This is a genomic window from Bacillus sp. Y3 (assembly GCF_008123875.1).
Taxonomy (GTDB): Bacteria; Bacillota; Bacilli; order Bacillales; family Bacillaceae; genus Bacillus; species Bacillus altitudinis.
In genome coordinates, this window is the sequence record NZ_VSSC01000007.1 from 30,192 (window position 1) to 55,405 (window position 25,214).

At 43.1% G+C, this 25,214-nt stretch carries 24 protein-coding genes; 5 read left to right on the forward strand and 19 right to left on the reverse strand.

From position 1 onward, the window contains the following. The first annotated feature begins 12 nt into the window (after window positions 1-12). Window positions 13-327: a hypothetical protein gene (locus tag FXF70_RS16000; RefSeq protein WP_008342068.1), complete on the forward strand. Its 315-nt coding sequence runs from the start codon at window positions 13-15 to the stop codon at window positions 325-327. A 71-nt stretch (window positions 328-398) separates the two neighbouring features. Here FXF70_RS16000 and FXF70_RS16005 read toward each other — a convergent pair whose 3' ends face one another. Then, entirely contained in the window at window positions 399-1,361 is a 963-nt protein-coding gene (locus tag FXF70_RS16005) for an acetylxylan esterase (protein WP_148780720.1), read from the reverse strand. A 210-nt stretch (window positions 1,362-1,571) separates the two neighbouring features. Between FXF70_RS16005 and FXF70_RS16010 the strand changes: the two genes are divergently transcribed. Further along, window positions 1,572-2,357, forward strand: coding sequence for a carbon-nitrogen family hydrolase (locus tag FXF70_RS16010; RefSeq protein ID WP_148780722.1), 786 nt, complete (start codon window positions 1,572-1,574; stop codon window positions 2,355-2,357). Between the two features lie 198 nt (window positions 2,358-2,555). Here FXF70_RS16010 and FXF70_RS16015 read toward each other — a convergent pair whose 3' ends face one another. Continuing rightward, on the reverse strand, window positions 2,556-3,461 hold the full coding sequence (locus FXF70_RS16015; RefSeq protein WP_148780802.1) for a LysR family transcriptional regulator: 906 nt from the start codon (window positions 3,459-3,461) through the stop codon (window positions 2,556-2,558). 118 nt (window positions 3,462-3,579) lie between these two features. Here FXF70_RS16015 and FXF70_RS16020 point away from each other — a divergent pair, with 118 nt between their 5' ends. Next, a complete protein-coding gene (locus FXF70_RS16020) occupies window positions 3,580-4,353 on the forward strand; it encodes a class I SAM-dependent methyltransferase (protein ID WP_144684517.1) in 774 nt (257 codons plus the stop codon). A gap of 230 nt (window positions 4,354-4,583) precedes the next feature. On the opposite strand, the gene FXF70_RS16025 is transcribed toward FXF70_RS16020, so the two are convergent. The 5 genes from FXF70_RS16025 to FXF70_RS16045 form a co-directional block, all read right to left on the reverse strand. Next, window positions 4,584-5,960: an MFS transporter gene (locus tag FXF70_RS16025; protein WP_024718969.1), complete on the reverse strand. Its 1,377-nt coding sequence runs from the start codon at window positions 5,958-5,960 to the stop codon at window positions 4,584-4,586. A gap of 120 nt (window positions 5,961-6,080) precedes the next feature. Further along, on the reverse strand, window positions 6,081-7,088 hold the full coding sequence (locus FXF70_RS16030) for a LacI family DNA-binding transcriptional regulator (protein WP_148780724.1): 1,008 nt from the start codon (window positions 7,086-7,088) through the stop codon (window positions 6,081-6,083). A gap of 77 nt (window positions 7,089-7,165) precedes the next feature. Beyond that, on the reverse strand, window positions 7,166-8,113 hold the full coding sequence (locus tag FXF70_RS16035) for a dihydrodipicolinate synthase family protein (RefSeq protein WP_148780726.1): 948 nt from the start codon (window positions 8,111-8,113) through the stop codon (window positions 7,166-7,168). 411 nt (window positions 8,114-8,524) lie between these two features. Then, on the reverse strand, window positions 8,525-9,082 hold the full coding sequence (locus FXF70_RS16040) for a shikimate kinase (RefSeq protein ID WP_007498270.1): 558 nt from the start codon (window positions 9,080-9,082) through the stop codon (window positions 8,525-8,527). Window positions 9,083-9,167: 85 nt separating this feature from the next. Then, window positions 9,168-9,941, reverse strand: a complete 774-nt coding sequence (locus FXF70_RS16045) for an IclR family transcriptional regulator (RefSeq protein WP_148780728.1) — start codon at window positions 9,939-9,941, stop codon at window positions 9,168-9,170. A gap of 143 nt (window positions 9,942-10,084) precedes the next feature. Between FXF70_RS16045 and FXF70_RS16050 the strand changes: the two genes are divergently transcribed. Continuing rightward, window positions 10,085-11,446 carry a hypothetical protein gene (locus FXF70_RS16050; RefSeq protein ID WP_148780730.1) on the forward strand — a complete coding sequence of 454 codons (1,362 nt, stop codon included), beginning with the start codon at window positions 10,085-10,087 and terminating at the stop codon, window positions 11,444-11,446. A gap of 40 nt (window positions 11,447-11,486) precedes the next feature. Here FXF70_RS16050 and FXF70_RS16055 read toward each other — a convergent pair whose 3' ends face one another. The 9 genes from FXF70_RS16055 to FXF70_RS16095 form a co-directional block, all read right to left on the reverse strand. Then, window positions 11,487-12,797, reverse strand: coding sequence for an MFS transporter (locus FXF70_RS16055; protein WP_025206713.1), 1,311 nt, complete (start codon window positions 12,795-12,797; stop codon window positions 11,487-11,489). A gap of 45 nt (window positions 12,798-12,842) precedes the next feature. Next, a complete protein-coding gene (locus FXF70_RS16060; protein ID WP_148780732.1) occupies window positions 12,843-14,045 on the reverse strand; it encodes a CaiB/BaiF CoA transferase family protein in 1,203 nt (400 codons plus the stop codon). A gap of 87 nt (window positions 14,046-14,132) precedes the next feature. Continuing rightward, entirely contained in the window at window positions 14,133-14,513 is a 381-nt protein-coding gene (locus tag FXF70_RS16065; protein ID WP_017366575.1) for a cupin domain-containing protein, read from the reverse strand. A gap of 23 nt (window positions 14,514-14,536) precedes the next feature. Next, a complete protein-coding gene (locus tag FXF70_RS16070; protein WP_060780740.1) occupies window positions 14,537-16,297 on the reverse strand; it encodes a thiamine pyrophosphate-binding protein in 1,761 nt (586 codons plus the stop codon). 38 nt (window positions 16,298-16,335) lie between these two features. Further along, entirely contained in the window at window positions 16,336-17,109 is a 774-nt protein-coding gene (gene aroD, locus FXF70_RS16075; protein WP_079920446.1) for a type I 3-dehydroquinate dehydratase, read from the reverse strand. 9 nt (window positions 17,110-17,118) lie between these two features. After that, window positions 17,119-18,552, reverse strand: coding sequence for an aldehyde dehydrogenase family protein (locus tag FXF70_RS16080; RefSeq protein WP_148780734.1), 1,434 nt, complete (start codon window positions 18,550-18,552; stop codon window positions 17,119-17,121). Then, window positions 18,549-19,406 (reverse strand): citryl-CoA lyase, encoded by an 858-nt coding sequence (locus tag FXF70_RS16085; RefSeq protein ID WP_148780736.1) that lies wholly within the window; start codon window positions 19,404-19,406, stop codon window positions 18,549-18,551. Before FXF70_RS16085 ends, FXF70_RS16080 begins: the two co-directional genes overlap by 4 nt. 324 nt (window positions 19,407-19,730) lie before the next feature. Further along, complete coding sequence (nadE, locus tag FXF70_RS16090) at window positions 19,731-20,552, reverse strand: ammonia-dependent NAD(+) synthetase (protein ID WP_007498287.1); 822 nt, start codon at window positions 20,550-20,552, stop codon at window positions 19,731-19,733. Window positions 20,553-20,747: 195 nt separating this feature from the next. Continuing rightward, entirely contained in the window at window positions 20,748-21,344 is a 597-nt protein-coding gene (locus tag FXF70_RS16095) for a DUF1989 domain-containing protein (RefSeq protein WP_008342104.1), read from the reverse strand. Window positions 21,345-21,426: 82 nt separating this feature from the next. Between FXF70_RS16095 and FXF70_RS16100 the strand changes: the two genes are divergently transcribed. Further along, a complete protein-coding gene (locus FXF70_RS16100) occupies window positions 21,427-22,776 on the forward strand; it encodes an amino acid permease (protein WP_007498290.1) in 1,350 nt (449 codons plus the stop codon). On the opposite strand, the gene FXF70_RS16105 is transcribed toward FXF70_RS16100, so the two are convergent. The 3 genes from FXF70_RS16105 to FXF70_RS16120 form a co-directional block, all read right to left on the reverse strand. Then, window positions 22,771-23,529 carry a YqcI/YcgG family protein gene (locus tag FXF70_RS16105; protein WP_024718983.1) on the reverse strand — a complete coding sequence of 253 codons (759 nt, stop codon included), beginning with the start codon at window positions 23,527-23,529 and terminating at the stop codon, window positions 22,771-22,773. The two genes, FXF70_RS16100 and FXF70_RS16105, sit on opposite strands and share 6 nt — an antisense overlap. A 505-nt stretch (window positions 23,530-24,034) precedes the next feature. Beyond that, complete coding sequence (locus tag FXF70_RS16115) at window positions 24,035-24,418, reverse strand: UPF0715 family protein (RefSeq protein ID WP_129548070.1); 384 nt, start codon at window positions 24,416-24,418, stop codon at window positions 24,035-24,037. A 119-nt stretch (window positions 24,419-24,537) separates the two neighbouring features. Further along, window positions 24,538-25,167 carry a LysE family translocator gene (locus FXF70_RS16120; RefSeq protein WP_008342111.1) on the reverse strand — a complete coding sequence of 210 codons (630 nt, stop codon included), beginning with the start codon at window positions 25,165-25,167 and terminating at the stop codon, window positions 24,538-24,540. Between the last annotated feature and the right edge of the window lie 47 nt (window positions 25,168-25,214).

Genomic DNA, 25,214 nt, shown 5'->3' on the forward strand with positions numbered 1-25,214 from the left:
GAGTTGGATCTGATGTCTATATCTCGCATTATGAAATGGATCACTGGGATTTTTGAAGCTTGCCTTGCTATCCCTGTGATCGGAGGTCTATTCGTTATCAGCAATGGCTATTCACCGCTCATGGTCATGCTTATTCTGCATATTATCACACTCGTCTTATCGAAGCGAGACCAAGGACCAATGATTGGAAGTATTATCGGCATTGTGACATCCTGCCTTGCCTGGATTCCGATTCTCGGATTCATCCTTCACATCATCACAGCCCTTGCCCTGATCGTTACAGCATTAGTGCCTGATGAAAAAACAAGACAGAACACCAGTTATTAAGCTGATCGCTCCAATAGCTGAAAAAAGACAAAGAGCTAAAATGAATGTCATTTTAGCTCTTTGTCATGCTCTTATGTTGATAGAAGCAAATGCTTTTGTAAAAAGGACAGCTTCTCTGTTTGAAAAGCAGGAATAAACTCGTGCCCAAAATATCGGTACACTTTCAGCTCTTTATCTGTTTCTAAATGATTGTATGCCGCAAACACGGTGGATGGCGGTGTCACTTGATCAATCAGACCGATCGCCATCAATGTTGGCTGTTTCACCCAGCCGGCTAAATTGATTAAATCAAAATAACTTAATGTCTCAAATCCCTTTTCTTCAGCTTCAGCATCACTGTTTCTGCGGAAGTATGAATTGATTTCTAAATAAGGCTGCTCCAAGGCAACATCAACTGCACGCTCAAAATTTGATAAGTAAGGATAGTCTGCCACAACGACTTTCGGAATGTCTGAAAGGGCTGCGGCCGCAATCGCTAACGCACCCCCCTGACTTCCACCGATCACGCCGATACGGTGTTCATCTACTTCGGGGAAAGACTGAATGACTTCGAGTGCACGAACAGCATCTAGATAAACGCCTCGATAATAGTACGTATCCTTCGATAAAATGCCTTTTGTCATCCACCCTAATGCATGCCCGCCTGGCGTCACTAATGTGTCTTCACTGCCACCTTGACCACGGACAAGCATTCCAAACGTCGCATAGCCATGAAGCGCCCAGTTGACGATGTCGTGAATGCCGCCGTCATAGCTGGCATTATAGCCATGAAAACGAACGAGCGCTGGATGCGGACCAGTTTGATCAGGCACAGCATAAAAGCCTTCAATTTTAGAATGTCCAAAGCTTTGATACGTCAGGCGGTACACCTTGACGCCTTTCACTGGATAGTCATAAGATTCAAGTGTTGGCTCTGCCTCCACTTGGTGCAGTTCTTCGAGCGATTTCTTCCAAAAGTCTGAGAAATCAGGACGTGCTGTTTTCTTTGGTTTATATTTTTTTAGCTCTTCTAGTGATAAATCGAACAATTGCATATCATACTATTCCCCTTTGTTTTATTAGTTATGAGTATCATACCACTCATTTCTCGATTGAGAAAGTCATTTAACAAAACCTTCTGACATTTCTATTGGCAAAGATGACGGAAAGCTTTATGATAAAGAAACTGGCTTGAAGACTAGATGCTCCAGGCAATATCACCCGAACCATTCATTGCATGAAACGAATAAAGGAGGAAGACCGTCATGAACATCGCCCTGATTCAAATGGACGTACAAATAGGAGAACCTGATGTAAACTTTCAGAAAGCAGAAGCGTTTTTAGAAGAAGCCATCCGCCAACAGCCTGATTTGATTATTCTACCTGAAATGTGGAATACCGGCTATGCGCTGGAACAAGCGGATGAGCTTGCCGATGCAGATGGCGAGCGAACAAAACAACTCTTCTCTTCCTTTGCTCGTCAGCACCAGGTGTATCTCATCGCTGGAAGTGTCTTGAATAAACGGACAACAAATGAAGATATCACCAACACGATGTATGTGTTTAACCGCCAAGGTGAGCTTTTGTTAGATTATGATAAAATTCATTTATTCCGCTTAATGGATGAACACAACTATTTAACCGCCGGTCATCAGCTTGGTTTATTTAACTATGATGAAGATGTCAAGATTGGCACCATGATCTGCTATGACCTCCGCTTCCCTCAGCTTTCTAGGACGCTCGTGAACAAAGGGGCGAAGGTGCTTGTTAATACCGCTCAATGGCCGTCAGCAAGAGTGGACCATTGGCGCAGTCTGCTCATCGCAAGAGCCATTGAGAATCAGTCATTTGTGATTGCGGTGAACCGGACGGGCACAAGCAGAGACACTGAATTCCCTGGTCACTCCATGGTGATTGACCCGCTCGGACGCATCCTACTTGAGACAAATGATGAAGAAGACATTTATTATGCAAACATTGATCTTCAGCTCGTAGATGAAGTGAGACAACAAATCCCCGTCATGACAGATCAGCGGCTGGATTTATATTAGAAAGCAGGGGCTCCCCTGCTTTCAGCGTGTAGACAAACCCTCGCATTCGGTGTCAGTCCTGCGTGCCGGTGCTCACGAATGTTAAATTCGCTCCGCGTCGGTACTCGTCCTTCCTAGACTGCAAAGGTTTTCTATCACACTGAAAAAAAGGTAATAGCAGGGGACTCCCCTGCTTTTTACGTTTAATTAAACGTTTGTTTAAGCTTTTCCTTGATTCTGTTGAAGGTCCATGAAGGCTTGAGCGGCTTTCGTTAAATATCTTTCTTCCACATATGCAAACACAAGTGTGCGGGTTGGGCATGAATCAATGTGTAAATAAGTGACTGCTTTCCTTTCCTCTTGTGCCACCATTTTCGGCACCACCGTCACACCTAGCTCATTTTCAACCAATGCCTGAGCTGTTTGAATATGACTCGTTTCAAATGCAATCCTCGGCCGAAAGCCATGATGACGGCACAGTTCCATGACCACTTGCCGAAAGCCATATCCCTCTTTCAGCATAATAAATGGGGCATCTTCCAGAAGATGAAACGGGACAGACCCTTCTTGATCCGCTTGATTGATGATTTCATTGAGTTCATCCGTCAACCACGGTTGAGCCGTTTGCGGAATGGCGAGGAGAAGCGGCTCTGTCAGCATTTGTTTTGTTTTCAATGATTCATGCTCGACAGGCAGAGAAAGAATCGCAAGATCCAGTTTCCCAGCGAGTAAACGTCTTTCTAGCTCACGAGGCGATTCTTCTATCAAATGAACGTGAACGTGCGGATACGTTTGACAATAGGTTTTTAATAAACTTGGCAGGACATATCCCCCTGTGACAGCTGGCGCACCGATCATCAGTTCTTTCCCCACCTCATAAGCAGCTTCCCCCATCTCACGCAACAAATCATCTCGTTCCTTCAAAATGGTTTCTGCTCTTTTGATCAATCGGTTTCCTTGAGGTGTAGGAATGACTTGTCCATACTTCCGAATAAACAGAGGAGTATCTAATTCCTCCTCAAGTTTTTTAATTTGCTGACTTAACGAGGGCTGTGCAATGTGAAGTTTTTCCGCTGCTTTTGTAAAGCTTTGCTGCCGGTACACTTCCATGACATATTCCATCATTCGTATATCCACTTCTCTCACCTCATAGGTTTTAACTATTCATATCATATCTTTTATGTCTTAGACAAATCAGGGGAAGAACCCTACGATAAAGAAACAACAAAAAGGGGGTAAAGGAATGAATCCATATTCAAAAGCCGAGAAACAATTCTCACAAAATGCAGAGAACTACCGAGATTCACCCATCTTTTCAGCTGGAAAAGAACTTGAATGGATGAAAACGGCGGCGAAGGCAAAGGGCGATGAGCATCTACTTGATATCGGCTGCGCGGCAGGTCATACCGTTTTTTCCTTTTCAGACGTCATCTCTAAAGGAATCGGGATTGATGTCACACACAAAATGATCGAGGTTGCTACAGCACTTGCGGATGAGCGCCAGCTGAACCACATTACGTTTGAGCAGGCATCCGCAGACGCATTGCCCTTTTCTGATGCATCATTTGATCTCGTCACATGCCGATTTGCTGCTCATCACTTCCCACATCTCCCGGCAGCCATGTCTGAAATCAGCCGAGTCTTAAAGAAAGGCGGCAAATTTCTACTTGTGGATCATTATGCACCTGAAAACCAAGCACAGGATGACTTTATTAATCATTTAAATAGACTGAGAGATCCTTCCCATGTGCGAGAAAGCTCGTTATCAGAATGGAAAGAGCTTTTCGCTGACAACCATCTGACGAAAGAAGATATCCGTTACTGGGATCTGCATATTGATTATCAGGACTGGATCATACGAGGACGTACACCAGAAAATGTTCAAAAGGAAATCGTTGCCCACCTTCATGCTGCAGACGATGAAACGAAACAGCTGTTTCAACTGCAATTCGACGAACATCGTCAGCCAACATCCTTTTGCCTAAAAGCCGCACTACTTCAAGGGATCAAACATTAAACTGATCGAAAAAGTCTACCCTAGCCGGTAGACTTTTATATTATGAATATACATTTCCACTATCTGATAGATATTACTTTTCATGTTCGTGACAAGGAGTGTTGCATGATGTTTCTATTATAAGATAATTGAACTGAGGTAGGTTAGGCTTTTTCAAAAGTGTACGTAAATCCTCTGAATAAAAAAAGAACCTACCCTCTTTAGAATAAGTTCTTCACTGCATGCATCACTTACGGTGCAATATCTTCTAATACTTTCTCTCGCGTTTCGATCATTTTAAAAGCAAGAATTGCTCCCACTACAGTCACACTTGCAAAAAGAATAAAAATAGTTGAAACACCGCTCACCTCTAAAATAAAACCTATCATAATAGGAGCGATCGCTGAGGCCAGCCTAAGCCACGCTGTAGCAAATGCCGTACCAATTACCCTCATACGAGTTGGATAGATTTCAGGTGTATATAAATAGAGAAGAACTGTAATGGTCCCCATCATTCCGTAGGCAGCGGACCCTAAATAAATAACGCTTTCTGGAGAATTTGCTCCGCTGATCCATAAAGCCGTTAATAAAGCACCTGTTACGATAAATGCAATGGTTGCCCAGCGCTTCCGTCCTACTTTATCGATTAAAAATGCACAAGCGAATACCCCTATGGTCTGTAAAATATTTGTGAGAGAGGCTGCCCTTAATGAATCTCCAACTGGCAAATTGTAAACCGTATTATAAAGACTCGGTAACCAGTTATTTAATCCATTCGATACAAAGTAGGCAGAAAACCATAGTCCCCATACGATCAATGTTCTTTTACGATAAAAAGTAGAAAAGAGCTCTTTCCAGTCGCCTTTTTCAGTGCTGCTGGACACTTGCTTTGCAACAGGCATTCGTTTGTCCGTACTAGCTTCAATCTCTTCAATGATTCTTTCGGCTTCATCTAACCTGCCTTTTGAAATAAGCCATCTTGGAGATTCACGCAACATGAAAAAGAAGACAAAGACGATTAAACCGCCAATTCCACCAATCAAGAACATCCATTTCCACCCAAAGCTAGGTACAACAAATGCACCAATTTGAGCTGAGATCATTAATCCTAATGGAAAAATCATCTCATAGAGCATAAAAAATCTCCCTCTGCCTTGGGCCCGGGACAACTCATTGATATATGAGGCCGCTACTGGCACTTCTCCTCCTACTCCAATCCCCTGTATAAAACGAAAAATAAAAAGGGCCATAAAGTTACCTGAAAATACACATGCGATACTCATAATAGACATGAGAAATACAGTCCACTTTGCACTAAATACACGGCCACGTCTTTCTGCTAACCATCCAAAGAAAATAGCACCAATCGCTTGTCCGATATAACCAGACCCAATAAGAAGACCAATTTGAGCAGGTGATAAATTCCACATGCCGATGAGAACTGGGAGAACAAACGCTAAAGATAGTGCATCAAAAGCATCAAAAAAGGTAGCAGATCCCATAATGATACGAGGTTTTAAATGCCATCTCGAAAAAGGTACACTTTCCATCCTAGTCAATAGTTGTGAAGCTCTATCAACAACTTGCTCATCATGAGAATTTGAATTTCCGCTGAGTTCTAACGTCATGATATCTCCTCCTTAATAGAGGAAATGATGCAAAAGTACATGCTGATGAGCACAAAAGAAATCGCTTACATTTTAAATGAAGAGACATTCTAAAGCGATCATATGAGTTTTCAGCATCTATCATTTCTTTTTTGGCGTTCCCGTGGTGCCACGATCTACATAGTACATCGGGAAGATATGTTCCATCTTCTCTAACTGTTCTCCTTCTACTAACTGCGTTAGTAAAGAAACCGCTTTTCTTCCCATTCCAACTAAATCAACATGAACAGAAGATAAAGAAGGGTTTAGAAAACTTGCAATGGGCACATCATCAGCACCAACGACAGACAAATCATGAGGTATTGACACATTTGCGATATCTGCCGCTTTCATGACCCCTATCGCCAAAAAATCTGAAGAGCAAACAACTCCAGTCATGTGCTGGTTTCCTTGGAGAAATTGAGAAACCACTTCTACTACTTTTCCCCCATCAAATTCATCTAACTCAAACACAAGCTCTTTGTTCATTGTTAATCCTAAACTTTTCAGTGTACGCTCATACCCCTTGTAATACCTCACACTATGCATCGAACTCATTGGACCATTGACCAGTCCAATGGTTCGATGACCTTTATCAAATAAGGCCGTGACAGATTGGCACACACCTTCTTCATCATCGGGCCTGACACATGGAAATGGAGAATCCTCTAAGTAACTTCCGACAACGATAATGGGAATAGCTAAACTTTTTAACCAATCCATGCTCAATTCTTCATTTCTTGGAGAAAATAAAATAGCACCATCTACAGCCTGCGTTTCAAGTAATCGCTGCTGCTGTACAGATGTAAATGACATCAACATATTGAATTCAGTCTCATCTAATTCCTTCGCTATCCCATCTAAAATCGTCGAAAAAAATGGATTATTCAAAATATATGAACCACGAGGAACCACGACAGCAATATTGCCAGTCTTTCTTTTAACGAGCCCTCTAGCTCCTAAATTAGGACGATAGCCTAATTCATCAATCACTTGTTTGATTCTTTCAGCCGTTTGAGCACCTACTCCTGGTTTGCCACTTAATACTCGGGAAACAGAGGCGATAGATACTCCAGCTTTCAATGCGACATCTTTAATACTTACTGACACATTTCATACCTCCGGGAGTCTGTTGTTTTATACTCTATTATAACCTGACTCACCTTCATCATGAAATCAATGGTCTATTATTTACTAACGTTTTCCTTAAGTAAACCAACACTTTGAAGGCCCTGACGAATCTCTTCTTTTTCCTTTTGAGTTAAAGGTAATACTGGCTTCCTCGCAAGCGAACTGCTGATCAAACCTCGCTGGAACATCGCTTCCTTCATTCGCAGATGAGAGGTAGAGGAAGGTTCATCCATTTTATACACAGCATGCTTTAATTCAAAGATTCTATCGTACACTTTATTAGCCGCTACAAGGTCATGTTCTTCCACACATTTCACAAGCTCAGCAATCAAATCTGGTACAAAGCAGCCAAAACCTACAAGCGCCCCATCAATTCCTTGAACTAATGTTGGCAATAAATATTCATCGTGACATGTGAGCAACGATACATCTGGTGCATGCTTTTTCAGTGCGCGCACATCGACTTCATATTGCGCCATGTCTCTTTGACCGATTTTAAATGAGACAACGTTTGGAATCTCCGACATTTCTAATAATTGACTGGTTGAATAAGAGGTTTTTGTCCATGTTGGATACTGATGGACGATGATTGAAATGTCAATTGCTTCTGCAACATCTTTAAAGAATTGGACAGGTGACTCAGACTGCATACCGAATCTCAGCCATGAATGTGGCGGCATAAGAAGAATACCTTCTCCACCAGCTTCCTCCACTGCTTTTGCATGCTGGATCGCTTCAATTGTCCCTTCAGCAGAAACCCCAGAAATGACAGGAATTTCTCCCTTTAATTCGTCGGCTGCAATACGCACAGCTTCAGCTCGTTCATGTGGCAGCAAAGTCATAATCTCGCCAGTATGTCCATTGACAACGATCCCATTAATCCCTTCGTGCTCCGCCACCCAGCGAACAAGTTTACGAAAAGCAGGTTCATCAATTGAATAGTCATCTTTAAAAGGAATTAAGACTGCCGGGAATACACCGCTCCATTTTTCTTTATTTTTCATCAACAAATTCCTCCCCATCCGTTATAGTAAACGTTTACGGTAAGCGTTTACGTTAATAATCATAGAATGATATAACCGAAGGTGTCAACCAGATTTTTAAAAATTATAATAATTCAAAAAACTATTATTGGAATTTAGATACTATTTTATTTTTTCAAAAAAAGAAAATGAGAGATATATGTCGTTTCCCACATCAATCAAAACACCTCATCATCTTGACCTAGTTGTAGTCTAATCACCACTTTTTTCAAACGGCTAGACACACCACATAAAGGATGCATACATTTTGATATAGTGACGAAGAAAAAAACATCTTTTCTTCTTTTTTTCATCCATCATCCAACTTATACTGTCATTTCTTTGACTACTCTAGATCTAATAGAAAAAGTCTACCCCTTAGGATAGACTTTTTTATTTCGAATATAGATCCCAGCCAAGCTTGAGTGTGTCGACAATATAATTGGCGACTTCTTCAGCTTCTAGATGATCTGTTTCCACTCTTGAGTTATGAAGGGAATAAATTTCGCGGCGCTCTTCAAACAGCTCTTTCATCTCGTCAAGCGTGCGGTTATGAAGAACAGGACGGTTTTCAATTAAAATATCCAGCCGTTGTTTCCAATTCTCCCAAGATAGGTCAAGGAAAAGAACCGTACAATGCTTTAAGCAAGATCGTTTGATTTCTTCCTGTTTAAACGCACCGCCTCCAAGAGACACGATCTTTAGCTGAGTATGTTCACATAAATCGACGATATAGTCCTTTTCAGCCTGTCTGAAGAACGCTTCTCCTTTTTGCTGAAACATTTCTGGAATCGTCATGTTGTACTTTTTCTCAATCTCCTGATCAACATCAATAAAATCTCTATATAACTTTTTGGCAACCAGCTGCCCAATGGTTGTTTTCCCAACGCCCATAAAGCCAATGAGGACAATATTTCGCTGTCTCACAGGAATCTCTCTATTGTTTTTCATGTTCGTGACACGTCCTCCTTACGACAAGGAATGCTACATAATGTTTCTATTATATGATAAATGGACTGAGAAAAGATAGGCATTCTTAAAAATTGTGTTTGACGACGTAACCGAGCTGTTCGGAGAGCTTCTCGGCATGCTCTTTCACTTTTTGCTGCAATTGAGGGATGACATCTTCAGTAAATCGTTGGGTCGGTCCAGATATGGATAAACATGCCTGCACCTCCCCATGAATGTTAAAGATCGGTGCCGCCACTGCCGCCGATCCGACTTCCCGTTCATCAATACTGCAAGCGGTGTGCGTTTCAAGAATATGACGACATTCTTTTCGCCATTCCTCCATCGTCATGTGATCAGCCTCAGACGCGATAACTTGCTGTTGAAACTCTTCGCTTTGGAAAGCAAGCAGCACCTTTCCACCAGCACCAGCGTATAACGGCAGCTTCTCACCGATTTTCACAAGATGCCGAATCGATTGCAGCCCTTCGGCTTGTTCAATACATACCCTGCTTTTGTGATCGAGCACATACAGGTTAACGGTTTCCTTTGTTTCATCACGAAGTGTGTACATGAGCGGTTTTGCCAGTTCCCTCAATTTGATGGACTTCCCAGCAATATAACCGAGAAGATAAAGTCTTTGACCGAGCCGGTACTTCATTGTCTCTTGGTTCTTTTCCACAAAATGATTCATTTCAAGTGCCTTGAGCAGTCTCGTTGTGGTAGACATTGCTAAGTTCATCTCTTTTGAAATGTCCGTTAGCGTCAACTCTTGACGTTCTTCGCTAAAGCAAGAAAGAATATCCAAAGCGCGCTGAACGGTACGCAATCCTGATTCTTCTTTTGACTTCTTATCAGCCATGTTCACTTTCTCCTTTTCCCCTTTGATTTCTTATCGACATGATTGACCAATTTTGCTATAATCCATTTTAAATGTTCCATTAAAAGAAAACAAATTCCACCGTACGGAATAAAACCGATAGATGTTTTGATGGAGGAGATATCATGATCTACCTGCTCATTTTCACACTTCTTATTAGCTTATACATCGTTCATCAACTATTCCCTGCTCCCATTCTCTCCTATTTGGTTGGTCTGCTGGCGGCTGCTTCGCTCACCATTTCCTTTAAGAAGGCCAATGGTCTTTATTTGAAAACGGGTGCTATGTTTCTCTTGATTGGATTGGTGTTATTTTTCTGGTCAGAACAGCCTTTGCATACGCTTTTTCTTCATTTTCATTCCATGCTAGGCTTGCTTTCTTTATTTTTCATGTTGCCATTTATTCATTCTCTCATACATGTTGGACATTTCGATACTCAATTAAATAAACTGCTTACCTTACATACAACGAGTACAAATCAGCTTTATCGCAAGAGTTCTTTTGTCACTCATGTTCTTGGCATGTTTTTAAATATCGCAACGATTCCCTTATTATATACATCCTTGAAACCGTCGCTGAACGCCCTTCAGGAACAAGTCAAACAGCAACTTTATACGCGCAATCTTTTAAGGTCATATGCGCTATGTCTTAGCTGGAGTCCTGTCGAAGTACTGGTGAGTGTCACCATTGATGCAACCAAATTGAAATATTATCAGATTGCACCCGTTACGTTTTGTTTAATGGTGCTTGTACTGTTGACGGATTGGTTGCTGTTTTCTCGTCAAAGCAAACGATTGCCGCATATCATCCAGCCGGCAGAAGCTCACCCCAACCCTCATCGCATCAAGAGAAAAACCCTTCAGCTTGCTTTCATGCTGCTCAGTTTTATGACAGTCGTTTCGCTTGTTGACGCCTGGATTGGGAAAGGTTATCTGTTCGCTGTTGTGCTGACGATTATTCCTTTCGCTCTATTATTCTCGTCTATCATCAAAAAACGAAAACAATATGTAGCCGTCTCTATTCCCCATTGGAAAGAACGAACCCGCCAGCTTTCCAATTATATGTGTCTATTTTTAAGCGCGGGCTTCTTTGTCGATATGCTGCTTGTCACTAACAGCCTGCAGCCGATTCAAGCATTTATCGTCAGTATATCAGATCATGCCATTTGGGTTTATGGGGTCATCGGGCTGTATTTTCTCATCACCGCTCTTTGCGGATTTCACCCGCTTGTTTCGCTTGCTCTATTAGTGAGCTTGATGGCACCTGTCATTCATGAATTGCCTGCACTTCCCATCGCCATCATGCTCATTATCGCTGGAACCTCAACGGTCATGTTTAGCCCATATAATGTATCTGTCTCCCTATTAGCCGATTTAATGAAGGTTAACCCTTACCGAATCACTCGATGGAATATCTGGTTTGCTGGTTTTTATATCAGCATGGGTATCGCATGTGCAACGATCATCACCGTCATCTTTTATTCATAGAAAAAGAGAACCCAATGAGTTCTCTTTTTCTTGCTCTCTATTATTTTAATTGAATCCGCTCAATCTTACCTACAATAAAGATATACGACAACGCTCCGCCTAATGCCACTAAGCTGACGAATAAAATACCGCCGTTGTAAGAGCCTGTCGCCGATACAATGAATCCGATAATCAGCGGGGTGATGATGCCGGATAAGTTAGCAAAAAAGTTGAATACGCCGCCAGCCAGCCCGACCATTTCTCTTGGTGCCACCTCAGACAGCATGGTCCAGGAGATATTAGACAGTCCTTGTGCAAAGGAAGCGATGGATAAAATGGTCAGCACAAGCGGGATATTCGTTGTAAAATTCGCTAAAACAATGGTACTTGTCAGAAGCAGACCGACCACAACCGGCAGCTTTCTCGCTACATTGACCGATACACCCTTTTTAAGCAGCCAGTCAGACACATATCCTCCAAACAGTACCCCAAAGAATGCAGCAATGTATGGCAGAGATGCCGCAAAACCCACTTTGAGAAAGGCCATATTTTTCGCCTCTGCTAAATAGGTCGGAAACCATGTTAAAAAGAAAAAGAGGGTAGACGCAACAGAAAATTGACCAATATAGAGTCCAATCAATTTACGATATTTCAAAAGTGCGGCAAAGTCTGCCCATTTCAGTTTCTCCTGTGATGCCACTGTCAGCCCTTCGCCTTGACGGATCAATTCTAACTCATCTTCATTGATCTTCGGATGCTCTTTCGGTTCGTGATAATACTTGTACCAAAAGAAAGCAAATATAATACCGAGCGCACCAGCAGTGATAAAGACGGTTCTCCAATCGAAAGTTGTCATGATCCAAAAAAGAAGAGGTGTCGCAAATGCAAGCCCCACATACTCTCCAGCGGTATAAACCCCTGTTGCAAATGCGCGTTCACGCCTTGGAAACCATGTGGTCACAATGCGATTATTCGCAGGAAATGCGGGAGATTCTGTAATTCCGATAAACAAACGGCAGCCAAATAAGAAGGCAAAGCTGTTCGCAAACGCCTGTAAACCGGTGAAAATAGACCAAGTCACAAGTGATATTCCATACGTTACCTTTGATCCAAACTTATCAAGAATAAAGCCGCCAGGGATCTGCATGGCTGTATAGGTCCAGCTAAATGCTGAAAAGATGAGGCCTAATAAGGCAGGGTTTAATTGCAATGAAGACTGAATCGCAGGTGCAACAATGGATACACTGGCTCGATCAATATAGTTAATAGCGGTAATAAAAAACAACAGAATCAAGATGCCGAAACGAGCTTTTGTTGGTTTCGCATAAGCAGGCCGCAAGTCGTTCCCCTTCAGTTCTGAATGCACTTTCATAACCATCCTCCTTTGTTTCCGCAGCGTGCGGATCGGTTGAGTGTCTTAAATGACCCCTTTTTCTTCTAACTGTTTACACTCTTCTTCTGTGAAGCCAAGCATTTTCGTTAAAATGTCATAATTATGTTCACCTAAATCAGGCGCAATATGGCGGATACTACCGGGGGTTTTTTCAAACTTCGGAATGATCCCAGGCATCTTCACTTTTCCAAGTCGCGGGTGATGCACCTCGACAATATTTTCTCGTGCTTTAAATTGCGGATGCTCAAAGATATCCCGAATGCTTAGAATCGGACTCACAGGCACACCATGTGTATCTAGAATGTCTAAGACGTCATCTCTTGTTTTGGACGCAATCCACTGCGAGACGATCGCATCCATTTCATCGTTATGCTTCAGCCTGGCTGCATTCACAGAGAATTTCTCGTTCTCTAGTAAATCTAAGCGATTCATCGCCTCTGCCAATCGATTAAAGGTCGAATCTGTACTCGTCACAAGAACCAAATAATGCCCATCCTTTGTCTCATAGGTGCCGGCAGGGCTTGAATGACCGCTTAACCCTGGTGAACGCTCACGCACCTTCCCTAGCTTGTCATATTCAGCAACCAAAAATTCTAACATGCGGAACACAGATTCATAGAGAGCCAAATCCACCATTTGCCCTGTTCCTTCTGGATGTGTGTCACGGTAATACATCGCTGTCACAGTGGCAAACGCCACATAGATTCCTGCGATATAATCCGTAAGGGAAAAGGACGGGCTGACTGGATGCCGATCTGGAAACCCTTGAATATATGTAAAGCCGCTAAATGCCGTCGCAGGTGTACCAAACCCCGCCTTGTCCTTAAATGGACCGGTTTGCCCATAACCGGAAACACGAATCATAATTAAACGAGGGTTGATTTCTTTTAATACATCGTACCCAACGTCCCATTTTTCAAGTGTTCCTGGACGAAAATTTTCAATGATCACATCAACCTGCGCTGCAAGCTTTTTAAAAATATCTTTTGCTTCTTCTTTGTGCAAATCGAGTGTAAGAGATTTCTTATTCCTTGAAAGCCCTGACCACCTCAAAGGTTCACCATCTGCAAAAGGGCCAACATGCCGCAGTGTATCCCCTTTTCCAGGAATCTCGACTTTAATGACCTCTGCACCGAAATCCCCTAGAAGCACCGCGCCGTATGGTGCAGCAATCATTGTAGAAACATCTAATATTTTGATTCCTTCAAGCGGTGTATTCTTATTCATTGCTTGACTCCCTTTCGTTCAATTGATAAAGGGCTAAAATGCTTTCTATTTTAGCCCCTTTTCTTCTTTCTCTCGTGCAAGGTTTTTTTAGTCCTTCGGAAGCTGCCCTTGCGGTGTATAGAGCCAAATTAGCCATAAAGGTTCGTCCCCTGTGTTCACATGCTGATGCGGGACACCATCAGGAATAAACATGAAGTCATTTTGTTTAAATGATTGTCTTTCTCCATCGCAAATGACTTCGCCAGACCCTTTAATCACATAATCAAATTCCTCTGAACCCGGGTGATTGTGTACCGAGCTTGCTTCGCCCGGCTCAAAAATAGTGAGACCTGCCATCATATGCTCTGACCCTACGGTATCTGGTGTTATCGTTTGAAACACTTTTCGAATCATTTTCTCTTCTGGATGATCTAAACCTAACCATAATGGATGACCGTCTTGAAATGGATTTAATACTTTAATTTTCATTGTTTATTCCTCCCTAGTAATGTTTAGTTCACACTGACATGTGAGCGTTTTGTATTTGGTGAATAAATATCATTAATGTTCCAATGTCCATCAGTAGGCACTGGATCATTTTTCATCGCTACATCAATGACACATGGTTCCTGAGAGGCGATCGCTTCAGCCAAAGCTTCTTTGAATTCAGAAGCCGCCGTAATTTTGATTCCCTTCATCCCATAACCTCTCGCAATGGCTGCAAAATCAGGCGAATAGCTTTCTCCATCTTTTCTAAAAACAGTGCCGTATGTCGTTTCATAGTGTGCCATTTGCAAGCCGGCGATCGTCCCAAACGCACTATTGTTCATCACAATCCACACGACAGGAATGTTTTCTTCCATGGCTGTTGCGAGAACAGATGGATTTTGACCGAAACCGCCGTCCCCAACAAGTGATACAACGACACGGTCAGGCTGGGCAATCTTTGCGCCAAGTGCAGCAGGAGCGCCAAATCCCATCGTCGCAAAACCACCTGGGGTTAAAATAGTGCCTGGCGTGTATACAGGAAATTGCTGCCCGACCCCATTTTTATTCCAGCCAACATCGGTTGTAATGAAGGCATCAGGTGGCAATACTTCCCGCACTTCCTGCAAAATACGCTGTGGTTTCATTGGGAAAGACTCATCTTGAATATTCGTCAAATTGCTCTTCTGAAATTCCTCACGATATGCCGCAATGTCCTTTTTCAATTCAGGGCGATCCAGACCTTCTGGCAGCCTCTCTTTCGCCACACGATTGAGTACGGTCAGTGCCTGTTTGAGATCTGCTACTGCTCCAATTTCCACAGGATAATTTCGGCCAATTTCATTCGGATCAATGTCAATATGGATGAGCTTGGTTGATTGGAAATTGAACGTATACTCCGATTCCCACGAACTCGCATCTGCTTCAGCAAAACGGGTGCCTAATGCCAATATATAATCCGCTGCTTTACACTGATCATTGATAAATTTCGTCCCCCAAAACCCTGTCATGCCAAGGGTCATTGGATGATCATCTGGCATCGCCCCTTTCCCCATCAAAGAATGGGCAACAGGGATACTCAAATGGTCAGAAAATGCCTTTAACTCTTCTGCGGCATCGGCTAGTAAAATGCCTCCCCCTACATATAAAAGTGGTTTGTCTGCCTGCAGCAATCGATCTATTATCCGATTCGCTGTTTGATCATCAATAGATGGTTTTTCGACGGTGTGTGTATGATGAGCGATTTGTTCAAATAACGACACATCTAAGTCTTTTGAGAACACATCCATCGGAACTGAAATCAGGACTGGCCCAGGACGGCCGCTTTCAGCTAACTGAAACGCTTTTGATAGAATTTCTGGAAATAATTCCGGAATGTCGACTCGCCATGCTCTTTTCACAAACGGGCGATAAATTTCGTATTGAGAAGCATCGGAATGAAGATTGATTTCTTGGTGTGGGTGCTTTCCGTAGTAATGACTTGGAACATCTCCTGCAATGACAACCATTGGAATGGAATCGAGTGCGGCATTCGCTACGCCTGTTGCCGCATTGGTGAGTCCAGGACCTAAATGACTGAGCACAACAGCCGTCTGTTTCTTCGCTCGTGCATAACCGTCTGCTGCATGCGCCGCTATCTGTTCATGTCTGACATTCACAAATTGAATACGGCTTTTTTCTAACGCTGATAAAAAAGCAATATTCGTATGACCGCACAGACCGAAGATATGCTCAACTCCTCGATTTTCTAAATACTGAATGACCTGTGTAGATATATTCTTCTTCATGTTTCTCTCCTCTCACGGTGCAGCTATGAATCTGCTACTCACTGATTCTTTGAAAACACAATTGATAGAACGGTATTCAAATCCTGTATCGCAACTTGTCCAGGTGCCGAGCTTTCTTTCCCTACAGCAAAGGTCATGACAGACCCAAAGAGTCCACCTACCATTCTTGTGAAGGCGCCATATTCCCCCATCGCCATCGAAATAACGGGGATGGACAGATGCTTTTTCGCCTTGCCTGTCGCAGAGAGCAGTGTCAGTGCATCCTCATAGGAATGCGGCATGACGGCGATCTTTGCAATGTCGGCACCGACCGATTCTGCATTGGTGAATAGTTCCACGAGCCGATCCGCCTCCGGGGTACGCTGGAAATCGTGGTACGACACAATCAAGATGACCCCGTTTCTCTTAGCCGCCTGACTGACTTGCTGGATATGCGAGACATCATGCATTAATTCAAAATCAACGGCAGCCACAAGCTGAGTGGCACAAAGCTCGACAAGCAGGGAAACTTTTTCATCCTCTGAGAGTGAGATGCGTTCGCCGCCCTCTTTTTCAGAACGAATGGTGAATAGAAATGGGATGCTATCTGCCTTTTCGATCATCCCTTTCAGGGTGGTGATGACTTGTTCCTTGTCATTGAGGTGATTGAAAAAATCCGCTCGCCACTCTATCACATCAGGCTTCTTCTCAGCTAACACCTCAACTTCAAGAAACAATTCTTCCTTTGTTTGTCCAATGAGCGGCGTACAAATCATTGGCTGACCGCCTGTCTGCGCACTTTTCACCTTTTGCTGAAAGACATTCACGTCCATCTGCCCCCTTTATAGACCATTTGGCAGCACAACCATTTTGGTTTCGGTCATCTCTTCGATGGCGAAACGCGGGCCTTCCCTTCCAATACCGCTTCGTTTAATCCCGCCATATGGCCAGTGATCTAGTCTGAAATTCGATGTCCCATTGATGACTACGCCGCCAGTTTCAAGCTCTTTTGCTGCGTGTAACGCAACATCCAACTGATTCGTAAAGACACCTGCCTGCAAACCATATCGACTATCGTTTGCTTCTTTGATTGCCTCATCCAGCTCCTCATATGGGAGAATGCTGACAACTGGACCGAACACTTCTTCACAGACGACCTTGGCTTGTTTTGGCGGGTTTAGCAAAATAGCCGGTGTGATGCTTGCGCCATTTCGTTGTCCTCCAGATAGAAGCTCGGCACCCATTTTCTCTGCCTCTTGTATCCATGCCTCCACACGTTTTGCTGCCTGTACATCAACCATACAGCCGATATCACTTTCATTAGACAGCGGATCTCCAACGACGAGCTGTTCTACTTTTTGTTTAAGTGTCTCAGTAAATGTCGACAAAATTTGCTTGTGAACATAAATTCTTTGAACAGAAATACAGCTTTGACCAGAGTTGCTAAAGCCCGTTTTAGCGCAAAGAGAGGCGGCTTGCTCGATATCTGCATCATGATGAACAATCGTCGCTCCATTTCCTCCGAGTTCCAGCAGTACCTTTTTTAATCCAGCCGAGTTTGAAATATGTTCTCCGCCCACCGCACCGCCAGTAAAAGAAACAAGATTGGTTCTTTCATCAGTGACTAACTGTCTGCCGGCGTCTACTCCTCCAATCACAAGCTGCAGGCTCTTTTCAGGAAACCCTGCTTCAAGCAGGAGCTTAACAAACGCTGTGGCAACAGCTGATGTTTGCGGTGCTGGTTTTAAAATAATCGCATTCCCTGCCGCAAAAGCTGGACCGATTTTGTGACAAATTAAGTTGAGAGGCGCATTAAAAGGCGTAATCGCCAGCACAACCCCAACCGGCACTTTAAATGTCATCGCCATTGCTCTCTGTCCACGGGAAGATACATTGCCAGGAATGGTCTCACCGATTAGTCGATTGGCTTCTTCGGCTGACTGCGCCAGCGTTTCAATTGATCGTGAGACTTCATCTCTTGTATTTTTAAGCGGTTTGCCTAATTCTAAAGAAATGAGTTTTGCAAAATGCTCTTTTTGTTCTTCCAATAAGGCGGCTGCCTTTGTTAGAAGCGTTGAGCGTTCTAATGCTGATATTGCCGCTATTTGTTTTTTAGCTTGCTGCGCAATAGAAAGCGCCTGTTCTATATCTTCTGAGGATGCAAGATAGGATGTACCGATCATTTCCCCAGAGTATGGATTGATAATGTCTTCTTTGACATGGTTTGCATCCAGCCATTCGCCGTTTATATATGACAACGCTTTCAATTCACTCAAATTTTCTCACCCTCCTTCAAGTGACGCGTCCCGACCCCCGCATAACGAACCAGTCTTTCTTCATTCGGACAAGGGCCTTTCACTAGGGCACCTTTTGTCAGCTCTTCATATGCATGCGCCACGATGCCCATTCCTCTGGATAAGGAAAAGATGCCTTTTGCCGCTTCAGCTGGAATGCTTAATTCACATTGGATCGCAGCAGATACACCATCTATGTTCATCGTGATTTTTTTCCCTTTTAATTGTTCTAGTTCATGTCTAATCGCCTCAGCTAACCGTAAGTACGTTCCGCTGATATCACCTTGCTGCACATATGTTTGACTCAGCTCATACAGCCGTCTCACTCTCGGATCATCATCATGCAGCTGATGGCCGATTCCCGGAATTTTTTCCTTGCGAGCTAACCACGTCTGACATACTTGCTTTGCAGCAGACTTCATATCTTTTTGTGCATCATAAACCGCTTTGGCTTCGTATAACATACGCATCGCCTTTTCTCCGGCTCCGCCATGAATATCACCTAATAGATTCACCCCTGTTGCAACAGAGGAATTAAACGAAATGCCGCATGTAACCGCCATTCTTGCCGCTGCAATAGACGGTGCCCTTGGCCCATGATCCGCACCTGCGACCAGAACACTTTCAAAAAGAGCTGCCTTCGAATCATCTAGTAATTCACCAACAAGCAGTAAATAAAGCATTTGTGGATACGTTAATTGACCAATAAGCTCTTCAATTGGATAGCCCCGAAGTTCAATTGAATTTTTTTGAATATGACTAATCTCAGTCTCCCACCAAGCGCCTCCTTCTTTGTATATTTCCAGTGCACTTCGATTTTTCATCGTGTGAATCATTCCTTTAGCCTCTTATTTGGAGATGAACGACTCCTTTAATTCCGTCTAGTGGAATTCAATTTCACTTTTTGGAATGTGTTTTTATTGTAAGCGCATTCGTTTTTATCGTCAATCATTTTTTCTGAAAATACTGTCTTTTGATGAGAAATTAAGTGAATCGAACTAATTATTTCACCACTTATTCTTCAATATATCCTTTATTTAGTCAAACAGACTTATGTAGATCGTTCTACTAATTAATGAACCATTTCCGATTCATTCTGTCAAATTCAGCTGAAATTTGACATAAAAAGACCCCTCCATCTTCTGGAGAGGTCACTTATTTTATTTCCACCAGTCGTCAAACATAGAAGCTGGTACTTGACGTTTATGTTCTGATTGAACATAACGTTTTTCAATCGCTTCTGCTGCTTGATCTGAAACTGGTTTTCCTTCTAAGTAATCATCAATTTCATTGTACGTAATACCAAGTTCTGTTTCATCCGTTTGCTGAGGCTTATCATCCAGCAGATCGGCTGTCGGTTTCTTTAAGTATAATCGCTCCGGCGCCTGAAGGGTCTCAAGCAGCAACCGTCCTTGGCGTTTCGTTAAACCTGTGAGCGGAAGGACATCTGCACCGCCATCCCCATACTTCGTGAAAAAGCCCGTCACAGCTTCAGCTGCATGATCCGTTCCAATGACAAGTAAGCCTTCCTGTCCACCGACGGCATACTGTGCGATCATTCTCATGCGTGCTTTGACGTTCCCTTTATTAAAATCAGACAGCGCACCGCCTGTTTCCTTTTGGTATTGTTCACTGAATGCCGTCACGGCAGGCGCGATGTCATATTTCCAAGACTTGTCCGGCTGAATAAATGATAGAGCCAGCTGCGCATCGTCTTCATCCTGCTGCGTGCCATGCGGAAGACGGACTGCAATAAAGACAGCATCCTCTTTTCCTTCTTGACGAAGCTCACTTACAGCGAGCTGAGCGAGACGGCCGGCAAGCGTTGAATCCTGTCCGCCGCTAATACCGAGAACGAATCCTTTTGCACCGGTCTTTTTCAAGTAAGCCTTTAGAAATCCAACCCGTTTTTCGATCTCCTGCTTTGGGTCAATTGAGGGCTGCACATGCAACTCTTGGCTGATTTTTTTCTGCAAACTCATACACTTTTCCTCCTAAGCATCCTCTACATGAAGAGAACAGGTTTTACTTCCAATTCAATTGGTTTACCAACGATTTTAGCCACTTTATTATATCATGTTTTGATAAAGGATATTTTTTAGACGTTCCCCTTTTTCATAAATGATCAAACATTCACAAACGAAATAGACCAAGCCGCTTTGACTGGTCTTTCCTTTTCAATCGATCTCCACTCGGATGGATGTACAGCTTGAGCCATTGCATTTTCCAATGTCGGCAGGACATGCAGACACCGCGACAATGAGGTCCATTTCTGCACGCAGGCGGATGTAATCACCGGAGAGCGATTTTGGCAGCTCGACAGACAACTTTCCTTTGTCATCAATGACTGTATTCATAAAGACATTAAAAGGATAATACATATCCTCTTTTGGAATCCCGAATGGCTCAAAGGCTGTCCTGAGATTATCGTAGCATGTATGCATGACCTCTAGGTGCGTACGCCCATATAAGAGTTGATACATTTCTTGCCGGCACGCAGGCATATATAAATCATGACATTCAACTGTATCTTCAATGACCGTAAACATTGGTTTATATAAATTAGAATAAAGCTGATCTCCCTTTTTCACCTTGGAAGAGAACAGGCTGTCCATTGTAGCGCCTTGATCAAATTTTTCATAAAAATCCTTTTCATGATAGGCCATCACATCTGCTACTTGCTGCCCTTCGACATCAACCACTCGCATACATTGTCCTTTTCCTAACCGAAAACCAAGCCCATCCTTTGGTAAAATCACGTATTCTCCGTTCATCACATGCACTCCTTTCCATGTTGACAGTATGCCCAAAACGTCCTCTTGATCATGTATAAAAAAAAGAGGCGGTCACAAGCTAATGCTATTGAATCAGAAAGGTGTTGCACATGCATTGAAAGAAGAACAATCTTTATCTTGGTGGCAGCTTTCTCTTATCGGAGTCGGCTGTACAATCGGCACTGGTTTCTTCCTTGGTTCCAGCATCGCCATTACAAAGTCCGGTTATTCCGTCTGTATTTCATTTTTGCTTGCGGCAGTCGGCACATATCTCGTCTTTAAACACCTGGCTGCGATGACAGCCGAAAACCCAGATAAGGGATCATTTTGTTCCTATGCCCGAAAAGCCTATGGGCGCTGGGCGGGTTTTAGTAATGGCTGGGTGTATTGGTTTTCAGAAATGCTCATCACAGGGAGTCAGCTGACGGCGATTTCTCTTTTTACTCGTCACTGGTTTCCATCCATTCCACTTTGGGTATTTTCAGCGATTTATTCCGCTCTTGCCCTGCTTGTGATTATCATTGGGCTTTCTTCTTTTCAAAAGACGGAAAATGTCCTTGCCGTGCTGAAGACCGGGGCGATCCTATTGTTTGTCGTCCTTGCCGTTCTTGTTTTATGCGGCATTCTCACAGAGCATAGGCCCACCCTCCACCTGCCAAATAAAGACCATGAATGGATGCCGCTCGGCCCACTCGGTCTATGGAATGGACTGATTTATGCGTTTTATGCTTTCGGGGGGATTGAAGTCATGGGGCTGATGGCGGTTCATTTAAAAGACCCGAAGGACGCCGCAAAATCTGGACGTGTGATGCTGATCATTCTTGCTGTCATTTATATCGTCTCCATCGGACTTGCGCTTTTGCTGGTGCCAGTGACAGCCTTTAACGAGAATAGCAGTCCATTTATTACATCACTGGAGCCATTTCATTTATCCATTTTTCTTCATATCTTTAATGGCATTTTCATTATTGCCGGGTTTTCCACATTGGTTGCCTCCCTCTATGCGGTCACGACGCTGCTTGGCACGATGTCGGAGCATCAGGATGCACCTGCTTGTTTTAAACAAAAAGAACCATCTCATGTCAGATGGTCTTCAATTCTTTTAACTGCTGCAGGGTTGATTGTCTCGATTTTGCTGGCACTCTTTTTGTCCAAACACATTTACGAGCATCTCACAACGGCAGCCGGTTTAACTCTTTTGTACACATGGGTGTTTATTCTGCTTTCAAGCAAAAAACTGTCAAAGCCATCCACTCGCCAAACGTGCGAAATGGTTCTTGCCCTGATCTTAATTGGTGCAGCTGTTTCAGGTACTCTGACAGAGGCAAGCGGACGACCTGGCTTTTTTATTAGCCTTGGAATCATTGCTGTCATTGGCATCATGGTACTCTTTATGAGAAAAAAGTGGAAACAGGATCAGGCCGCATCATAATTTCATCATGTTTTTTAAAGCAGTAAATGGACATTTGGCGGAGGCTGGTTTCTCCGCCTCATCATCTGAAAGAAAGTATTGTTTCCATTCTAAATTTTTCTGATCCCCATACCATTTTAATGCTGGATGTACATCAACTTGATCATACGCCTTCAGCCTCTTCCGAACGAGTTTACTCATTTTTTGACCAAATGTGGTGGAACCGTTCATCTTTTCAAACACCCACCTTGGTTGAAAGGCCCACATCACATAAGGAAAATGACGGCTTTTTCTTAGCTTATGCGCTGGTGTCGCGCATAAAATAAAATAAGGCTCCCCATGAAAACAAAATTCCCATTCATGATTTTCAGGATCTGATGGAATTTCCTCTGGCCATTTCATTTCATCCTTTTGATGTAATTGCTGAACAACCGACCAAAACTGCTCCTCATACTCTTCGAGCGAATACTCCTTCATATCCTGCGGTGTTTCAAAAAAGCAAATGAACGAAGCATATTGACCGGTTTCCCTAGAGCAGCTTTGATATTCCCTTAAAAGCTCTGCTAATTCATTCACGGCCTCTTCTCCCCGCGGATCACCGACAAATCCATAACGCAAATGATCGAGAAAAAATCCTTGTCTGCCTGGTACACACGGAAATGTATCTGCCTCATCCCCTACCATCTCTCCAAACTGTGTGAAGGCATCCTGCTTCCATTCCTCTAGTGATCGTAGATTTTGATCAAGGCAACTTTTTGCATACAGCTGGGCCATTTTCTTCCACCTCGTTTTAGCGTCTTCTCCATAGCCTATGAGGAGGAAAAAGCTGTGGTGACTGTCCTTCAACGACTTTCACTGGACATTCACAGGGTGGTTGATTTGCCGGATGAAGCAGGAATTCACTTCCATTTATCTAATCATGTATGAGTATGCTTCTGCATATCATCATTTAGCCGCCTCTATCTAATAGAGTCGGTCATCATAAAAGAAATGGGTGAATGACATGCGTCTTCTTTTTCTCCATCCGATGTATCTGATCTTATTTACACTACCAGTGATGGCTTTCCTTTGGGGATTTGTTGGTTATCTGCACTTTAACCGGATATGGCCTGTCCTCATATTAACGTCCGTGATCTCGATGATTTTCATCTTCGCTTATACTGGATTTGACCTTAGCAATCTATACTGGGTCCTTCTGATGACGGCTCTTGCTTTTGTATCAAGCGGATTCTCGAAGGTCATACACGTTCATGTTCAGGAGAAAAAACGGGAAAAGCCTTTATGATTGATTTTTCTTTAAAAAAACGGAATCAAGCAGCCAATAAATAAAGGCCGCGCAAAAGCTAAATAGATAAACTTTGTAGCTAATAAAGACGACAACACCATAATCAATCCATAAAGCAAGCGCCGAACAAACCACCCACGCCCCGATAAAATAAACCAATAAATCACGGCGTCGAAACTTCTCAGGATGACGGTGTAAAACCATTTGGATAGGTGCAGCAAATAGGACATAAGCGATCAAAATAAAAAGACTGGTGACCTCCACATAACTGAATCCAGATTCAGGTGGGGCAAACAATATGGTATAAACGAATGTCGCTGTGATCACAGACAAAATCAGCATACACACATAGTTGAATGCTGGCAGGAACATACGCATGGCAAAAACTCCTTCAATTTTATGTATCTTCCATCATTATTGAAGAGTGTCCTATTATTGTCAAATATGAAAAAGGGCTAAAATGATTTAGATTTTAGCCCTTTTTCTTATCAACCATTCTATCCAATGAGCGCCATGATCCCTTGATATCCAAAGTAAGCACCGAAGCCGAGTAAAGAGAGACCTGCCAGAACGGATAAGCCGTGCAAAATCCGTTCATTTAAATACCGTCTAAACGTACTGGCGAGCAACGCCATACAGAAATCCCATAAGAGCATGCCGATGAAAATAGCGATGCTGTACATCAGCATTTGAGATGCCCCGTACTTTTCAATCGTATTGGCTAAAATACTGCCATAGATCCCAAGCCAAAATAATATACTAAGCGGATTGGAAAGGGAAATGAAAAATCCCGTCATGAACGAATGCCCGATCGACGTGTTTCCTCCGTCCTTCTTTGGGCTTTCATGCAAATTGATTTTACGAAGGCTTTCAATACCGGTATAGGTCAGAACGAAAAAGCCGAACAGCCACAAAAAGGTTTTCACAAGAGGTGCAGTCAAAAGCTGGGCGACACCAAAATAGATGAGGATCATATAGACAATATCCGCAGCCATAGCCCCCACACCAAAAATCCAAGCGTGCCAAAATCCACTTTTAATCCCTCTGTCGATTTGGGCTGCATTGACTGGCCCAACAGGCGCTGAAAGTGACAACCCTAAAAAGATATAACCAAAAAACACCGCCACATAGACGTCCTCCTTTTGATGCTGACTTGTACATGTTATTCACGCTT

Excerpts from the sequence above, each read along its gene's own strand:
- FXF70_RS16000 (WP_008342068.1), top strand. The coding sequence starts at position 13 with ATGTCTATATCTCGCATTATGAAATGGATCACTGGGATTTTTGAAGCT.
- FXF70_RS16005 (WP_148780720.1), bottom strand. The coding sequence starts at position 1,361 with ATGCAATTGTTCGATTTATCACTAGAAGAGCTAAAAAAATATAAACCA.
- FXF70_RS16010 (WP_148780722.1), top strand. The coding sequence starts at position 1,572 with ATGAACATCGCCCTGATTCAAATGGACGTACAAATAGGAGAACCTGAT.
- FXF70_RS16015 (WP_148780802.1), bottom strand. The coding sequence starts at position 3,461 with ATGATGGAATATGTCATGGAAGTGTACCGGCAGCAAAGCTTTACAAAA.
- FXF70_RS16020 (WP_144684517.1), top strand. The coding sequence starts at position 3,580 with ATGAATCCATATTCAAAAGCCGAGAAACAATTCTCACAAAATGCAGAG.
- FXF70_RS16025 (WP_024718969.1), bottom strand. The coding sequence starts at position 5,960 with ATGACGTTAGAACTCAGCGGAAATTCAAATTCTCATGATGAGCAAGTT.
- FXF70_RS16035 (WP_148780726.1), bottom strand. The coding sequence starts at position 8,113 with ATGAAAAATAAAGAAAAATGGAGCGGTGTATTCCCGGCAGTCTTAATT.
- FXF70_RS16040 (WP_007498270.1), bottom strand. The coding sequence starts at position 9,082 with ATGAAAAACAATAGAGAGATTCCTGTGAGACAGCGAAATATTGTCCTC.
- FXF70_RS16045 (WP_148780728.1), bottom strand. The coding sequence starts at position 9,941 with ATGGCTGATAAGAAGTCAAAAGAAGAATCAGGATTGCGTACCGTTCAG.
- FXF70_RS16050 (WP_148780730.1), top strand. The coding sequence starts at position 10,085 with ATGATCTACCTGCTCATTTTCACACTTCTTATTAGCTTATACATCGTT.
- FXF70_RS16055 (WP_025206713.1), bottom strand. The coding sequence starts at position 12,797 with ATGAAAGTGCATTCAGAACTGAAGGGGAACGACTTGCGGCCTGCTTAT.
- FXF70_RS16060 (WP_148780732.1), bottom strand. The coding sequence starts at position 14,045 with ATGAATAAGAATACACCGCTTGAAGGAATCAAAATATTAGATGTTTCT.
- FXF70_RS16065 (WP_017366575.1), bottom strand. The coding sequence starts at position 14,513 with ATGAAAATTAAAGTATTAAATCCATTTCAAGACGGTCATCCATTATGG.
- FXF70_RS16070 (WP_060780740.1), bottom strand. The coding sequence starts at position 16,297 with ATGAAGAAGAATATATCTACACAGGTCATTCAGTATTTAGAAAATCGA.
- aroD (WP_079920446.1), bottom strand. The coding sequence starts at position 17,109 with ATGGACGTGAATGTCTTTCAGCAAAAGGTGAAAAGTGCGCAGACAGGC.
- FXF70_RS16085 (WP_148780736.1), bottom strand. The coding sequence starts at position 19,406 with ATGATTCACACGATGAAAAATCGAAGTGCACTGGAAATATACAAAGAA.
- nadE (WP_007498287.1), bottom strand. The coding sequence starts at position 20,552 with ATGAGTTTGCAGAAAAAAATCAGCCAAGAGTTGCATGTGCAGCCCTCA.
- FXF70_RS16095 (WP_008342104.1), bottom strand. The coding sequence starts at position 21,344 with ATGAACGGAGAATACGTGATTTTACCAAAGGATGGGCTTGGTTTTCGG.
- FXF70_RS16100 (WP_007498290.1), top strand. The coding sequence starts at position 21,427 with ATGCTATTGAATCAGAAAGGTGTTGCACATGCATTGAAAGAAGAACAA.
- FXF70_RS16105 (WP_024718983.1), bottom strand. The coding sequence starts at position 23,529 with ATGGCCCAGCTGTATGCAAAAAGTTGCCTTGATCAAAATCTACGATCA.
- FXF70_RS16115 (WP_129548070.1), bottom strand. The coding sequence starts at position 24,418 with ATGCGTATGTTCCTGCCAGCATTCAACTATGTGTGTATGCTGATTTTG.